At 63.2% G+C, this 15,954-nt stretch carries 11 protein-coding genes, 1 other RNA gene and 1 pseudogene; 2 read left to right on the top strand and 11 right to left on the bottom strand.

Annotation, left to right across the window (positions count from 1 at the left end):
• Position 1 precedes the first annotated feature (1 nt).
• From ssrS to PF446_RS05510, 4 genes are all read right to left on the bottom strand, one after another.
• A non-coding RNA gene (gene ssrS, locus PF446_RS05525) (6S RNA) lies at positions 2 to 188 on the bottom strand.
• 59 nt (positions 189 to 247) lie between these two features.
• Positions 248 to 553, bottom strand: coding sequence for a cell division protein ZapA (locus PF446_RS05520; RefSeq protein WP_298070244.1), 306 nt, complete (start codon positions 551 to 553; stop codon positions 248 to 250).
• A gap of 34 nt (positions 554 to 587) precedes the next feature.
• Positions 588 to 812: a TIGR02449 family protein gene (locus PF446_RS05515; protein ID WP_298070243.1), complete on the bottom strand. Its 225-nt coding sequence runs from the start codon at positions 810 to 812 to the stop codon at positions 588 to 590.
• 79 nt (positions 813 to 891) lie between these two features.
• Complete coding sequence (locus PF446_RS05510; protein WP_298070242.1) at positions 892 to 5,451, bottom strand: EAL domain-containing protein; 4,560 nt, start codon at positions 5,449 to 5,451, stop codon at positions 892 to 894.
• 201 nt (positions 5,452 to 5,652) lie between these two features.
• On the opposite strand from PF446_RS05510, the gene PF446_RS05505 reads away from it, so the two are divergent.
• Both PF446_RS05505 and PF446_RS05500 read left to right on the top strand, forming a co-directional pair.
• On the top strand, positions 5,653 to 6,216 hold the full coding sequence (locus PF446_RS05505) for a UPF0149 family protein (protein ID WP_298070241.1): 564 nt from the start codon (positions 5,653 to 5,655) through the stop codon (positions 6,214 to 6,216).
• Between the two features lie 35 nt (positions 6,217 to 6,251).
• Positions 6,252 to 7,583, top strand: a complete 1,332-nt coding sequence (locus tag PF446_RS05500; protein WP_298070245.1) for an aminopeptidase P N-terminal domain-containing protein — start codon at positions 6,252 to 6,254, stop codon at positions 7,581 to 7,583.
• Positions 7,584 to 7,586: 3 nt separating this feature from the next.
• Here PF446_RS05500 and cydC read toward each other — a convergent pair whose 3' ends face one another.
• The 7 genes and pseudogenes from cydC to PF446_RS05465 all read right to left on the bottom strand — a co-directional run.
• Positions 7,587 to 9,332 (bottom strand): thiol reductant ABC exporter subunit CydC, encoded by a 1,746-nt coding sequence (gene cydC, locus PF446_RS05495; RefSeq protein ID WP_298070240.1) that lies wholly within the window; start codon positions 9,330 to 9,332, stop codon positions 7,587 to 7,589.
• Positions 9,329 to 11,059 carry a thiol reductant ABC exporter subunit CydD gene (cydD, locus tag PF446_RS05490; RefSeq protein WP_298070239.1) on the bottom strand — a complete coding sequence of 577 codons (1,731 nt, stop codon included), beginning with the start codon at positions 11,057 to 11,059 and terminating at the stop codon, positions 9,329 to 9,331. The genes cydC and cydD overlap by 4 nt, the downstream gene beginning before the upstream one ends.
• Positions 11,060 to 11,111: 52 nt before the next feature.
• The gene (locus PF446_RS05485; protein WP_298070238.1) at positions 11,112 to 11,321 is read right to left on the bottom strand and encodes a hypothetical protein; all 210 of its coding nucleotides are present in this window, start codon (positions 11,319 to 11,321) and stop codon (positions 11,112 to 11,114) included.
• 22 nt (positions 11,322 to 11,343) lie between these two features.
• Positions 11,344 to 12,477, bottom strand: a complete 1,134-nt coding sequence (gene cydB / locus PF446_RS05480; protein WP_298070237.1) for a cytochrome d ubiquinol oxidase subunit II — start codon at positions 12,475 to 12,477, stop codon at positions 11,344 to 11,346.
• 3 nt (positions 12,478 to 12,480) lie between these two features.
• Complete coding sequence (locus tag PF446_RS05475; protein ID WP_298070236.1) at positions 12,481 to 14,046, bottom strand: cytochrome ubiquinol oxidase subunit I; 1,566 nt, start codon at positions 14,044 to 14,046, stop codon at positions 12,481 to 12,483.
• 287 nt (positions 14,047 to 14,333) lie between these two features.
• Positions 14,334 to 15,659 carry a Xaa-Pro dipeptidase gene (gene pepQ / locus PF446_RS05470; protein WP_298070235.1) on the bottom strand — a complete coding sequence of 442 codons (1,326 nt, stop codon included), beginning with the start codon at positions 15,657 to 15,659 and terminating at the stop codon, positions 14,334 to 14,336.
• 115 nt (positions 15,660 to 15,774) lie between these two features.
• Positions 15,775 to 15,954: pseudogene (locus PF446_RS05465) on the bottom strand (hypothetical protein); the annotation flags it as partial.

The following is a 15,954-nucleotide window of genomic DNA, read 5'->3' as shown; positions in this document are numbered from 1 at the left end:
GGTGTTCTCCACAATGCCGATGCGCATCGAACGACCTTGATCCGGAGGGATCAGGTGGGAGAGCTCACATGGCATCCAGGCTTTCCGTTCACGACGGACATGCTCACCAGCCATGATGTTGCCGACCCGGGTCGAAAGTTAGGAACAAGGTAAATGGCACGAGACGCTGTCGAACACCGCAGGGAACACCCTGGCGCCTATTCTAGCGCGCTTGTGACATCTGAACAGCTACGGCGTGCACCGGCATTCAGGAACGTGACGTTGTGGTTCGTTCGAGGGCGCTTTCCAGCTTTCGGCGCAACGTGTCGATGCCTTCTCCGAATACGCGTTGTTCGGCTTCCTGCTTCTGGCGGGTCTCCAGCAGTTCATGGGCCACGCTGAGCGCGGTCAGCACGGCCAGCCGTTCAAAGCCGGGACTGTGCGCGTTGGCCCGGAACTCGCGCATCTTGGTGTCCAGGTAGCTGGCCGCTGCCAGCAGTCCGGAACGCTCCTCGGGTTCACAGGCGACTAGAAATTCGCGGTCGTTCAGGCGGATCGTGATCGGCTCGGACATGGGACCTTCTGATGTGTCTTGGTTGCGATGGGCTTCAGCCCGAGCTTTCCAGCGACTTCAGTCGCTGGATCATGGCCTCGACCCGGCTGCGTGCCTGTTCGTTGCGTGCCAGAAGACCAGCCCGTTCGGTGGCCAGTTGTTCCTGGCTGTGGCGCAGGCTGCGATTCTCCTCGTCCATGCGTTGCACCGTGTGCAGCAACTGGTCGAGGGTCTCGGTCAACGCATCGAGTTCGGTTTGCAGTGGGTTGGGTATGTTCATGAGGTCATCTGTGCACGGACAGGCATAATGGATGTTTTCGCATCTTGCGGGGTGCCGGCGCAAGTCCGGGATCGAATCATCATGGTTGAGATGTGGATTTGGCGGCTTTTACCAGTTTGGCGTGTTGCAGGCAGAACTCCATGCAGGACTCGGACTTGAGCGGGCGCGAAAGCCAGTTGCCCTGAATCAGATCGCAGTCATGCGCCTTCAGGTATTCGGCCTGTTCGGCAATCTCGACGCCTTCGGCCACCACCTGCAGACCCAGCGAATGGGCCATCGTGATGATGGTTGCGGTGATCGCCTCATCATCAGGATCGGTCGTGATGTCGCCGACAAAAGCCTGGTCGATCTTGAGTGCGTTCAGGGGCAGGCGCTTGAGGTAGGCCAGGGAGGAGTATCCGGTACCGAAATCGTCGATCGCCAGGTTCACGCCGATCGCGCGCAGTTCACCCAGTGTGCGCATGGATTGCTCCACATTGGCCATGACGGTGCTCTCGGTCAGTTCCAGTTCCATGAATTGTGCAGGGATGTCGTAGTCGCGCAGCATGTGCTGCAGGTTCTTGGCCAGGCCACTGCGCTGCAGTTGAACCATCGACAGGTTGACGGCCATGCTCATCGTATCCAGTCCGGCTGCGCGCCAGGTGCGCAGGTCCAGGCAGGCGCGTTCGAGCACGAATTGCCCGATCTTCATGATCACGCCGGTTTCCTCGGCCAGCGGAATGAAGATGCCTGGTGGCACTTCGCCGAGCTTGTCGTTGTTCCAGCGCACCAGGGCTTCGACGCCGACCACTTCGCGGCTGTCCAGATCCATTTTCGGTTGATACACGACATGCATTTCGTCGTGTTCGAGCGCGCGTCGAAGTGCGCCGGCCATGGTCGCGCGCAGGCGTGCATCGGCATCCATGTCGTCGTTGTAGATCATCCACGTGTTGCGGCCTCGCTCCTTGGCCTGGTACATCGCGGTATCGGCGTGCTTGAGCAGTTCGTTGGGCACCTGGCCATGGTCGGGGTAGAGCGAAATGCCGATCGAGGGAGAGATCAGCACTTCCTGATGGGTGTCCAGGACCAGCGCGTCGTTGAAGGCACCGATGATCTTGTGTGCGACGCCGATCACGTCGCCCGAACCGCCAATGTCTTCCAGTACCAGTGTGAACTCGTCACCACCGACACGGGCCACGGTGTCCTGTTCGCGGATGCACTGGCGAAGGCGCGCGCCGGCCGCCTTGAGCAGGCGGTCCCCGGTGGAGTGTCCCATCGAATCATTGATGTGCTTGAAGCGGTCCAGATCCACGTACAGCAGTGCCAATCGACCATTGTTGCGGCGCGCGCGCAGGATAGCGTCACTGAGACGTTCGCTGAGCAGGGTACGGTTGGGCAGGCCGGTCAGCATGTCGTAGTTGGCCAGGTACAGCAGCTCCTGTTCGGCGCGCTTGCGATCGGTGATGTCGGTCATCACACCTACGTAATGGGTCCGCGTGCCATGTGCATTGCAGACTTCGCGCAACTCGATCCAGCACAGGAAGTCGCTGCCGTTCTTGCGACGTTGCCAAAGTTCCCCCCGCCAGTGGCCGTGCGTTTCCAGTTCACGACGCATGTGCGTGTACACGCTGTCGGCCTGCTGGATGCAGTTGAGGATCGATGTGTTGCGGCCGCGGACCTCCTTGTTGGTGTATCCGGTCATGCGCGTGAAGGCGGCATTGACCGATGCAAACGTAAAGCCCAGATCGGCCACGGTGACCGCCTCGCTCATGCTGCGGATCACCTCGGTGGCAATGCGACGGTCGTGATCCTGGTCTCGCTGGTGGGTAATGTTGCGCAGGGTTCCGGACAAGCGTATCGGTTTGCCCTCCGGGCCACGTTCGACGATCTTTCCGCGGCCGAGTACCCAGATCCATTTGCCCTGCGTGGTCTTGAGGCGGTATTCGGATTCATAATGCTCGACCTCGCCATCCAGACAGGCAGCGATGTCCATCTTCACGTGGGCAAGGTCGTCCGGGTGCAAAACGTAGTTGCACCAGTCGTTGAAATCGATGGTTGGCGGCGTGCCCTTGCCCAGGATCTGTTCGGCGCCAAGTCTGTAGAGGCGCCCCTGGAGAAGGTCCAGGTCCCAGAATTCATCGCCGGACCCCCACAGCGCCATGCTCAGGCGTGATTCGCGCTCGCGCAGTTGCCTCTGGTGGAACCGTTCGCGCGCCTTTCGCGCTCGCAGCGCAGCGATGAGGATCAGCCCAATCGCGAGCGAGAGCGCCACATAGACCGCCTTCATGGTACGTGTGGCCCACCAGGGCGGCTCCACCACAAGCTGCAGATTCAGCGGCTTGCCACCGAAGTGGCCGCTGTGGTTGCTTCCATACACCTCGAAGCTGTAATGGCCGACCGGGAGGTTGGTGTAGGTGGCGCTGTGCCGCGTACCGTCGTCGATCCAGTCCTTGTCAAAACCGACCAGACGATGTTTGAAACGGTTCTGGCCGGGAGCGGCGAAGTCCATGGCCGCAAAGTCGAAGCGAATCGCGCGTGCCGATTGCGGCATGCGAATTTGATCGTTCGCAATTTGCGTGGAATGGCTTTTGGCCCCAATGAAGATGCCTGTCAGATTGACACGTGGTTCGAACGTGCTGGGTTTGACGTGACTGGGCTGGACGCGGTCGAAGCCGTTGACGCCGCCGAACACGATGCTGCCATCGCGTGTGCGGATGCATGCGCCGGTGTTGTATTCCATCCCTTGCAGTCCGTCCTGCACAGAGAAGGGGGTGATCTTGCCGCTGGCCGGGTCATAGCGGACCACTCCGCGGTTCGTGCTCATCCACAGCCGATGCTGGAGATCCTCCCTGAGACAATAGATGGTGGCGTCCGGCAGTCCGTCGTGGCTGGTCAATCGCTTGAAATGCGCTCCACTCGCGTCCAGCTTCATCAGGTGATCGAGCCCGGACTGGGTGCCGACCCAGAGCGTACCCCTGTGGTCAATGAACAGGCTCATCACCACCCGGCTGCTGAGACTGTCGTTGACGCCCGGCTTTTCATGGAATGTACGGATACTCCTGTCGCCAGGGTTGTATACGCTCAACCCGCTGCTGGTTCCGATCCAGATGCGACCGGAACGATCCCGGGCCAGCGCGACAACGATGCCGGAAGCCAGACTGTGGTCTGGTTTTCCGGCCTCATGCCTGAGCCTCTGCACCACCTTGCCGTTGCGGTAGTGCACCACGCCCGAACCGTCATACATGCCGGCCCAAAGGGATCCGTCTGGATCCAGCAGAACCGTACGGATAGGAACTTCAGGGCCCGGGGACAGGTCAAGTTGACGCGCCTTGCCGCTGGAGACGTCGAGTCGAATGACGCCGGCATCGGTTCCCAGCCAGTAGGGGTTTCCGTTGCCGACAATCGCGTACACCCCAAGCCGTTGTGGCGCAGAGGGCTTGATCGCATTGAGCAATGCGGGCGTGAAACTCCGAAATTCCCCGGTGTCCGGGTCATACCGGTGAAGGCCCGCGCCACCGAGTCCCAGCCACAGACGGCCGCTGTCGTCTTCCTTGATCGCGCGAATATTGTTGGTGGCGACTCCATGATTCCCGGATTGGTCGTCCATCACGAATCGGAACGGTGTGCCGTCAGGATCGAAGTACGATGCGCCATGTGTGGCCGTGCCCGTCCAGACCAGGCCGGACTGGTCGACATACAAGCGCTCGATATTTTCGTCGAACAGGCTGCCGCGGACCTCCGGATGCGGTTGCAGCAATCGGGCATCCTTCTCGTTGGCCGAAAGACGCAGCAGACCGGATCCGATCACAGCGGCCCAGATGCGACCGGCATGATCCTCGGTCAAGGCATCAATGGTCGTGGTCCCGGGCGGGGAAGTGGCGTCTGTCGGCCAGATGCGGGTTGTGGTTCCATTGGAAGGATCGACCCGGTACAACCCGCTGTCGGCGCCCAGCAACACATGCCCGTTACGCAGGCACAACAGGCTGTGTACGCCTTTGATGTCCAGTTGCACCACATGGGAGTGTGCGGCGTCCGCACCCAGCTGGATCAGGGCCTGGTCGTGCAGGGCATAGGCCTTGCCATTGGCGCAGGACGAAAGCCGGGTGATGGACAGGGTCTGGCTTTGGGATGCTCTCCAGAGCACCTTTGCATGCGCATATCCGTGGTCGACCGCGATCACCGAATCGCGCTGTGCCACCAGGAGGCGTTTGCCGCGGCCTCCTGCCAGGGCCGTCACGGTGGAGAGTTTGGAGGCCCAGTTCCCTGGAATGGGCAGCACCCGGTTACTGGATGGATCGAACAACACCAGGCTGCCGACCTTGCTGGCAACCCAAAGATGCCCTCTGCCGTCGCTCGCAAGCGCGCTGATGACGTTGTCTGGAAGGCTGTCGGTGCGGCTGGCATCGTGGTGAAAGCGCTTCAGGCTGTATCCGTCATAGCGATGCAAGCCGCCCTGGGTTCCAAGCCAGATATAACCATGGTCCCCCTGCAGGATGGCGCCGATGGTGTTTTGTGCCAGTCCCTGACCTGAGCCGATATGCCCAAAGTAATAGTCGCGTTCATGCGCCTGGGCCGCGCAGGTGAGCAGCGCAAAAAGCAAAGCCAGTGTCCATGCCACCGACAGGTACGGTTTTCCGGAAGGCGTGCACAGGCAGCCCAAGCCCTTGGTCCAGCATGAGCTGGATGGGCGAAGCCTTGCTTCACTGCTCCCGTGCCTACTGGACATCATGCCCCCGGATGACTGGGTTATGGAGGCCTCGACAGGCGATCCACGATTCATATCCCGAATGGCAGTGTAGGCAATAGCCGGAATGGGTGCCAGAATGAATTCACATTCCCGCAAGTTCCATGTCTGCCCGCAATGCCCGTGACCCACGCTGATCTCGATTCCGACCTCATACGTGCCCGCGTGGGCGTGGACGCAAGCGAGTTGCATGGCTCGATCACCGGTTACATTTGCGCAGGGGGTAGTGCAGATGCCCGTCATCTGCTCCAGGCGCTGCAACTGGATATCGAACCGGGCCCTGCACGGCAGGCATTCGAATCGCATCTGAAGACCCTGTATCAGGAATGCCGAGTTGCGCTCGAAGATGCCAGCATGGGCTTCGAACCGCTGCTGCCCGCCGCCTCAAGCCCGTTGTCCGAGCGCGCCGATGCGCTGGTCGAATGGTGCCGCGGATTCCTTGGAGGTTTCGGCCTGGCCGACGCAGCCGCTGCTGCAGCACTTGGCGCGGACGCGAGCGAAGTGCTTCGCGATTTCGGCACCATCGCCGGTTCCGAACTGGCGTGTGGGAACGACGATGCGGATGAGCGCGCGCTGATGGAGGTGCACGAGTTCGTGCGTGTCGGCGCGATGCTGTTGCATGCCGAAGTCTCGGGGCAGTCGTCTGCGGCTCCGGCCCGCACGGCCGGCCGTGTTCACTGAGCATGGATGCAAAGGTGAACCCGCCTGCGCGCAAGATGAAAGGTCAGAGCATATCCAGGGCCGAGTATGCCCGACGGCGTCGGCAACTGATGCGCATGGCGGGAGAGGATGCCGCGTTGCTGGTCGCATCGGCCCCGCAACGCATGCGCAACGCGGATGCTGCCTGGCCTTATCGACAGGATTCGGACTTCCATTACCTGACCGGCTATCCCGAACCGGAAGCCGTGCTCGCCCTGCTACCGGGGCGCAGCGTGGCCGAGTCGGTGCTGTTCTGTCGCGAGCGTGACCCGCAACGCGAACGTATGGATGGTCCTCGCCTGGGGACCGAGGGCGCGGTCGAGACATGCGGGGTGGATGATGCCTTTCCGATCGAGGACATCGACGACATCCTTCCGGGCATGCTCGAGGGCCGCGCGCGGGTCTACTGCCAGTTTGGGCAGGAACCGGAATTCGATGCCCGTTTGCTGGCCTGGATGCGCCGCTTGCGCGCCTTGCGCGGCGGCGGCGTGGTGCCCAAGGATTTTTTGTCCCTGGGTTACCTGCTTCATGACATGCGCCTGTTCAAGTCGCGCGCGGAACTCAGCTTGATGCGTCGTTGCGCAGCGGTCTCGGTGAATGCGCACCGTGCCGCGATGGCGTGCACACGGCCTGGCGTGGCCGAATTCGAGGTCGAGGCAGAGTTGCTGCGCGTGATGCGCGCCCAGGGCGCCGTGTCCGCCTATATGCCCAGTGTGGCCGGAGGCGTCAACGCCTGCACCATGCATTACAACGCCAACCAGTCGCGTCTGCGTGATGGTGACCTGCTGCTGATTGATGCCGGCGCCGAAGTGGAATGCTATGCCACCGACATCACCCGCACGTTTCCGGTCAACGGACGTTTCACCCGCGACCAGCGGGCGCTCTACGACGTGGTACTGACCGCGCAGCAGGCGGCGATCGAGCAGGTACGGCCCGGGCAGCCGTTCAGCGCCGCGCACGAGGCTGCGGTCGAAGTGATTGCCGAGGGTCTGAAGACCCTGAAGCTGTTGAACGGCAGTCTGGCCTCGATCCTTGCCAATGCCAGCTACAAACGCTTTTTTCCGCACAAAACCGGCCACTGGCTGGGTCTGGACGTACATGACGTGGGCGATTACCGCATCGATGGCGAGCCGCGCATGCTCGAACCGGGCATGGTGGTCACGGTCGAGCCGGGTGTGTATATCCCGGCCGATGACCAGGATGTGGATCCGCGCTGGCGCGGCATCGGCATACGCATCGAGGATGACGTGGTGACTACCCGTGATGGCGTCGAGGTATTGACCGATGCGGTGCCGCGCGAAGCCGGTGCCATCGAGGACATGCTTTCCGAGGCGCGCAAGGGCGCCTGAGGTTCAGTTCGTCGAAGGCTGCTGTGCCGGTCTGTGTCCTGACACGGGTGCTCGGCGATCCACGACGCGGCCGTGTGCGAGTTCGACGATCTCGTCGACAAGCGCGGACAGCCCACCCAGACGGTGCGTGATCAACAACACGCTGCGGCCGCGCATGGCCTGTGCCAGTGCCTGGTAGAGCGCGGCCGCGGTGGTCGCGTCAAGGCCTTCCGTGGGTTCATCCAGCACCAGGATCGGGGCGTCGGCAAGCAAGGCCCGCGCGATCGCGATGCGACGCGCCTCACCGCCCGAAACGCGTGCGCCATCCTCGCCCAGGTGGGTGTCCAGCCCTTGCGGCAGACGCGATACGCAATCGTCGAGCCGGGCCTGTGTAATCGCCGCGTTCAGGTCCTCGTCACTGGCCTCGGGGCGTGCCAGGAGAAGGTTGTCGCGCAGGCTGGCGTGGAACAGGTAGGGACGTTGGTCGACTACCGCGATGCGTGCGCGGACAGCTTCGCCGGACAGCGCCTCAAGCGCGGTCCCGCCCAGAGTGATGCTGCCCTGGTGTGGGTACAGTCGGGTCAGTGCATGGACCAGACTGCTTTTGCCGGCGCCCGATGCGCCGACAAGCGCCAGATGCCGTCCCGCCGGCAGGTCCAGGTCGATCCCGTCCAGGACCCATGGTCCGGTATCGTGGTATCGCAGGCGGACGTCCCGCAGACAGAGGTCGTTGCCAGACGGCGGCATCGCGGGCGCGACCGGATCGCGCAGTGCCGGCTCGGTATCGGCCAAGGCGAATATGCGACGTGCCGAGGCCAGCGTGGACCCCAGTTGCGCCCAGGCGTCGGGCAGTGACGAAAGGGCCTCAAAGCCGGCCTGACCCAGCAGCACCAGCATCGCCAGGTCCGGGCCGCGGAGCGCGCCGGAACGCAGTGCCGGAATGCCGAGTGCCAGGGCCGCGACAACGGTCCACTGCATCGCCAGGGTCACGCTGGCGCCGCCGATGGCCTGCAGGCGATCGACGCGCCGGCGCGCAGACTGCTGGGTTCGGGTCAGGCGCCGCATGTGCTCGGCGTGCGCGGCTTCGGCGCCATACAGCGCCAGTTCCGCGCGCCCCAGTACGCCATCCATGGCCAACGCGCGCAGGGCTTCGTCGGCAGCCACGACATCGGCCCCGGGACGCGCGCCGGCGCGCACGATCCAAGCCGGCACCAGGGCTCCGGCGAAAAGCATCAAGATGCCCACCGCGGCCGCAAGCACGGGCAGGTAGGCCAGCATCGTGGCCCATACCACCAGTGAGGCCAGGATGGCCACGGCCACGGGTACCAGGATCGCGAGATAGGCCTGTTCGAGAGCGTCGACGTCCGCGCGCAGGCGGGCAAACAACTGCGCGCTGCGCAGTGCGCCGAGCCGGGCCGGCGCCAGCGGGACCAGTCGCTCAAACAGCCAGATACGCACCCCCGACAATGCGCGCAGGGTCGCTTCGTGGGTCACCAGGCGCTCGGCGTAGCGGCCACCTGTGCGCAGGATCGCGAACAGGCGGATCAGCGCCGCTGGTGTGTAGTAATTGATGGCCGCGTCGCTTAGGCCGGCCAGGGCCATGGCCGTGATGAATCGGCCCGAGACCGCCATCAGGCCGATGCCCGCCAGCGTGCTGAGCAGGGACAGTGCCGCACCGCCGAGCAGCCACGGGGTTTGACGGCGCATCAGTCCAAGCAGTCTGCGCAGCGTAGCGATGGTGCTCTCGGAGGTCGCCTTGCGGTGCTTCATGCGGCGAGGTCCGCGGCCAGCAAGTCGGCGAACACCCCGCCTGCCTCGCGCAGCCCACCTGCGGTACCGCGTTCGACAATGCGGCCATGCGCCATCACCAGTACCGTGTCGCGGTCGTCGATGGCCTCCAGGCGGTGTGCGACACGCAGCACCGTGCGGCCTGCGGCAAGCCTTTCGAGGGCTTTGTCGACAGCTTGCGCGGTGGTGGTGTCCAGATGCTGTGTGGGTTCGTCCAGCAACAACAGCGAGGCATCCCGCAACCACGCGCGCGCCAGGGCCAGGCGCTGGCATTCACCGCCCGAAAGGCCTCTGCCGCGTTCGCCGAGCGGCGTGTCCAGGCCCAGCGGAAGACGTTTGATGACCGGGCCCAGTACCGCGGCCTGTACTGCCCGGGCGATGGCCTGGGTGTCAGCGTCGGGTGCGGCCAGCAGAAGGTTGTCGCGCAAGCTGCCCTGGAACACGTGCGGGCGCTGCGGTACCCAGGCGATGCGTGCGCGCCAGTCCGCGATGTCCGAGGCCTCAAGGTCATTGCCATCAATACGAATCCGACCGCTGTCGGGTTGGCCAAAGCCCATCACCAGATCAAGCAGGGTACTTTTGCCGCAGCCGCTGGCCCCGACCAGGGTGATGCTTTCGCCTGCTGCGACCGAGAAATCGATGTCCTGCAGGATCATGCGCTCATCAAGGCCGAAGGCCACGTGCTCGAACCGCATCGCGACGGGTGCCATGGAGCGTGGCGCGTGCGTCATACGGGTTGCGACAGGATCGGTTGCGTGCGGCTTTTGCAGCCATGCGACAAGGTCTTCGGCGGCGCTGGCGGCATCCATGCGTTGGTGTCGCTGCGCACCCAGTACGCGCAGTGGCAGGTAGAATTCCGGCGCCAGCAGCAGCACGAAAAGGCCCTGCTCGAAGCCCAGCGTGCCCCACAACAGCCGGAAGCCGATCAGTACGGCCACGACCGCGATGCTGACCGTGGCGAAAAATTCCAGCACCAGTGCGGAAAGAAACGCGACCCGCAAAACTGCCATGGTCTCCCGGCGGTAGGCTTCGCCGGCCACGGCCAGTTGCGCCTGTTCGCGCTCGACGGCGCGGAGCAGGCGCAGCGTGGTCAACCCCCCCAGGGCATCCATGAAGCGCTCGCCCAGGCGCTTGAGCCTGTCCCACCGCCGCTGGCTGGCCTGCTGCGCGGCGCGCCCGGCCAGGATCATGAATACGGGGATCAGCGGCGCGGTGACAAACAGGATCAGGGCGGACCATGGATCGGCCGGAAGCACGGCCAGCAGCAGCAGCGCCGGAACCAGCGCCGCGAACGCAAGTTGGGGCAGGTAACGCGAGTAGTAGGGTGCCAGGGCATCGATGCCATCGACCAGGCGCGTGACCAGTTCTCCGCTGGACTGTTGCGTCCCACGTCGACGAAGTTGCGTTTCCAGTGCATTGCGCACCTGGATACTGACGCGGGCTCCGGCCTCGAAGGTCAGACGACGCTGGGCCAGGGTCATGATGAAACGCAGCACTGCGATGCCGGCCAGTGCTGCCAGCGCCGGCCAGAACATCCGCAGGCCGCTGCGGTCGAGGATGGCGTGGGCAAGTATCCGCGCAACCAGCCACGCACCGATGCACAGCAGCAGCGCCTGGGTAGCGCCCAGCGCCACACCCGCGAACAACAGGCGGCGTTGCGGCCGGGCCTGGGCGCGCAGCCAGGCCATGGGAGAGGGCGTGGTCGTCATGATCTCATCGCGCAGCGTTCAGGCACGGCGACACGCCGTTCCCGGGTTGAGCTCACGGCGAATCGCCGTGTGTGGCTCCTTGTGCGGCGTGCTCATCCTGCGTATCCAGCAGGCTGGCGCCGGCTGCCGCGATCAGCACGATCATGGTGGTACCGACGAGCCAGGCGAAATACCAGGCTCCGGAGTTGCCGAGCAGGATGGCCATCAGGATCACCAGGACCGCCAGCACCATGTAGAGCAGAAACAGCAGAAAGGTTTTCATGGGTTACTCCAGGTGATGCGGGTCAGTATGCGTGTTCGTCGGAAGCCACGTGTTCGCCACGGACGGTACCGCGCATCACGTAAAAGGCCCAACTGGTGTACCAGATGATCAGTGGTACGAACACCAGGGCAAATCCCAGCATCCAGCTCAGTGTCATTTGGCTTGAACTGGCATTCCACACGGTCAGGCTTTGCGCGGGCACCGCGCTGGATGGCAGAAGAAACGGGAACAGCGCCACGCCCGCGGTACCGATCACCCCGGCCCAGGCCGTTGCACCCAGCCACCAGGCCCACAACGAGCGGCCGCGCGTGGCGGCGAGATGGCCACCGAGCATTCCGGCGAAGCCCAGCACCGGCACCAGCCACAGCAGGGGGTGGCCGATGAAGTTGTGCAGCCAGGCACCGGACGCCACGTCCACGCTCTGCTGCAGCGGTGTTTGCGCCGTACCGGGCGCGGGCGCCGCGGTCAGCACGAAACCGCGCAGGCTGCGCACCCACACGCCACCGATGGCGAACAGCACCACGGCCAGTATCGAAGCGCCGCGAGCCAGCGTCCGCGCGCGCTGGTGGATCGCGCCCTCGGCGCGGAGCATCAGCATGCTGGCGCCCATGAAAGCCGACAGGCTGACCGACAACAGTCCGCACAGGATTGCAAACGGGTTGAGCAGGCTGAGAAACGAACCGGTGTAGACGGACGTCAGGTTCCACTCGAAATGGAACGGTGCGCCCAGGAACAGGTTGCCGAAGGCGGCGCCAAACACCACCATCGGCACGAAGCCACTGACAAACAACGCCCAGTCCCAGGTTTCGCGCCAGGCTCTCGAGGACATCTTGCTGCGGTACTCGAAGCCAAGCGGACGCATGATCATGCTCCAGAGAAGCAGCAGCATGACCACGTAGAAACCGGAGAATGCGGTGGCGTAGATCAGCGGGAAGGCCGCAAACACCGCACCGCCGCCAAGGACGAACCACACCTGGTTGCCGTCCCAGTGCGGTCCGATGGTGTTCAGCGCCACGCGCCGTTGCAGGTCGGTGCGACCGACATAGCGCAGGATCGTGCCCACCCCCATGTCCATGCCGACCATCGTTGCCAGGCCGATCAGTAGCACCCCGAGCAGCAGCCACCAGGTGATTTGAAGAGCAGCGTAAAGATCCATGGGTCAGGCCTCCGGTGCAGGGTTCAGGCGGGCGTCCTCACCGAATCCGGGCGATGTGCCCGGCCCGGTCCGGATGGCGCGTACCATCAAGTACATTTCGACCACGATGAACACGGTGTACAGCAGCACGAAGCCGGTGATCGAGAAGATCATGTAGCCCAGGCTGTGGGTGGATGCCGACATCCAGGTCGGCAGCATTTCGTACACCGTCCATGGTTGGCGCCCCAACTCGGCGACCAGCCAGCCGGCCTCGTTGGCCAGGAATGGAACCGGGATCATCCACACCGCAAGCTTGAGGAACCAGCGCTTGTCCTGCACGTTGTTGCGCATGGTGTAGATCACCGCCATCACGAAGAACGCCAGCATCGCCAGTCCCATAGCCACCATCACGCGGAACGACCAGAACACCGGTGCGACCGCGGGAATCGTATCCCGTGCGGCCTGGTTGACCTGTGCCGGCGTAGCCTGTGTCACGTCAGGAGCGTAGCGCTCTAGCAGAAAGCCGTAGCCGAGGTCTTTCTCGTGCGCCTTGAACTGTTGCAAGGCGGTGGCGTCGGACGGATTCGCCGAAAGGGTCTTCAGCGCCGTCACTGCGGGAATGCCGTCGTGGATTCGGCGTACGGCATCCTTTTCCAGCTGGTCTACGCCGGGCACGCTGCCGTCCAGCGAGTGGGTGACCAGAAGCGACAGCGCATAGGGCACTTGCAGCGTACCGTGATTGGTTTGTTCACTTTGCGAGGGGAAGGCGACCAGATTGAACGGCATCGGCGCTTTTTCGGTTGTCCACAGGGCCTCCATCGCAGCCAGCTTGGTCGGTTGGGCCTGCGCGCCGACAAAGCCCAGTGCGTCGCCCAGCGTGATCACGCCGATCGTTGCCAGTACGCCGAAAAGTGCGGCCATGCGAAACGAACGGCGGGCCAGGTCGACGTGACGTTTGCGCAACAGGTAGAACGCGCTGACACCAGTCACGAAGATCGCTGCCGTGACAAAGCCGGCAATCGAGGTGTGTACGAACTTGGCCTGCGCATCGTGGTTGAAGATCAGCGCCGGAAGGCTGGACAGTTCCATGCGCATCGTGGCCGGGTTGAAGTGCGCACCGACCGGCGACTGCATGAAGGCATTGGCGACCAGGATCCACAGCGCGGAAAGGTTCGAGCCCAGCGCCACCAGATAGGTCACGGCCAGATGCTGGCCGGGTCGCAGCCGCTCCCAGCCAAACGCCATCAGGCCGACGAAGGTGGACTCCATGAAAAACGCCATCAGACCTTCGATGGCCAGTGGGGCACCGAAGATATCGCCGACAAAACTGGAGTAGAACGACCAGTTGGTGCCGAACTCGAACTCCATGGTCAGCCCGGTCGCCACACCCAGGGCGAAGTTGATCAGGAACAGCTTGCCCCAGAACTGCGTCATCTGCCGATAGATCGGCTTGCGCGTGACCACGTAGACCGTCTCCATCGCGGCCAAAAGCATCGACAGGCCCAGGGTCAATGGGACGAACAGGTAGTGGTAGAGCGCAGTCAGTGCGAACTGCAGACGTGACAAGTCAACGACATTCAGGTCATGCATGGCTGGATATTCCTTGGGCGCAAGAGCGCCGGTTGCCGCGTGCAGCGGTGGCATGCCGACCCTTGGATTGGTCGGCGATGCACTATATCTTCCTGCTGCAGCCCTGACAACGCTTTGACGTGCGTCAAGTCAGATGGCAACTATGGCGACGCTAGGCAACAAGGCAGGCCGACTGGTCGTTTGCACAGGTACCGGCAATCTATTTCCGGAGTCAGGGCAAGGGTTTGTAACTTTGCCGACGATCATTGTCGTTGTGCTTTCGGGGCGGTGCGTGGAGCGCTGCCTTTTCAGCCCAGGGACGCGAACGCGTCGCGGGTGAGGTTCTCCGGTTCGCCTTCGGTGCATGCCACGTCATCCTCAATGCGGATGCCACCGTATGGGCGGAAACGGTCCACCCGCTCCCAGTTCACATTTTTGGCTTGCGGGCGTTCTCGCAGTTGCGCCAGCAGCATGTCGACGAAATACAGTCCCGGTTCAATGGTGCAGACCATCGACGGTTCCAGCGTGCGGGTCTGGCGCAGGAAGGGATGACCTTCGGGTTGCGCAGTCTTCTCGCCCCTGGCGTTTTTCAGGAACCCGCCAACATCATGCACCTGCAGACCGATGCTGTGGCCCAGTCCGTGCGGGAAAAAGATGCTGCTGACGCCTTCCTCGACGGCCGCCTCCGGACTCATGTCGATGAATCCCTGGTCCCTGAGCACCCCCGCCAGCATGTGATGGGCCTCGAGGTGCATCTGACGGTAATCCTGGTTTGCGCGCACCATCGCACACAGCTTCTGCTGCACGCCGTCCACAGCCTCGATCAGGGCCTGGAATTCCTCCGCCTGCGGCGCTGCATGACTGCGGGTGATGTCGCTGGCATAGCCGGCACTGCTGGCGCCTGCGTCGATCAGGAATGACAGGCTTTGCTCGGGTGGAGTGCGGTCGAAATGAGTGTAGTGCAATACGGCACCATGCTCGTTCAGACCGACAATGCTGGCGTACGGCAATTCGGCGTCGATCTGGCTGATTGCATGCAGATAGGCCATGTGGATGCCGAATTCGCTTTCGCCAGCACGAAACGCGGCCTCGGCGGCGCGATGGCCGCGGGCACCCAGCACGCTGGCCTGGCGCATGAGGATCAGTTCATAGGGCGTCTTGTAGGCGCGATGGTAGTCCAGAGAGTCGACCAGTGGCTGCGGGCTGTTCGGGATCATGTCCTCCACAGCATCGCGTGGCTGGCCGAGGATGGCGCAGCGATCAGGGTTGGCGGGCAGGTGTTTGCGTGCATCGGGCCACTTGCGGATGATTTCGATGTCGAAATGATCGACCCAGTAGCCGGTTGGGCTTTCGGGCACGACGTGCCAGAAATCCTGCGGCTGCAGGAATACCAGTTTGGGTTTCTTGCCCGGGGTGTAGACGATCCAGCTACCGGGCGCATCCAGCAGCGGCAACCACTGCTTGAAGGCCGGGTGCACGATGAACGGATAATCCTGGTCATCCAGATGCTTGGTGATCGGATGTCCGGCTGCGATGACCAGCTGATCGCGACCACACGCCTCAAGCGCCGCATCGGCTCTTTGCCTGAGCGTGGCCATGTGCAACGGATAGGCTTGGGCAAGTGCTTCGGTCATGGTCGAAATCCTCCTGTGCAAGACTGCCATGGTGCCTTGTCAGGGGGCGCAAAGCCAAACCGTCCAGCCAAATCATTCAGTCCCGATCCGCCTTGCGGAAAAGACGCGCCGCTGATTATTGCTGATTGACTCCGGGCGCCTCGGTCCAGGTCTTGAGCTTGAGCGCGTCGGCATCACTGATGGCAATGATGCGGAATCCGGTCCAATGCTGACCGGGCACGCTGGCCGACTCGCTCCACTGTTCATGTACGCCAAATTCCAGAGTGAAAGAGGTACCGCCGCGCTGGGGCAGGTT

This window comes from Oleiagrimonas sp. (genome assembly GCF_027858935.1).
Lineage (GTDB): Bacteria > Pseudomonadota > Gammaproteobacteria > Xanthomonadales > Rhodanobacteraceae > Oleiagrimonas.
The sequence above is the reverse complement of the archived record's forward strand: the minus strand, read 5'-3'. Positions and strand labels throughout refer to the sequence as shown.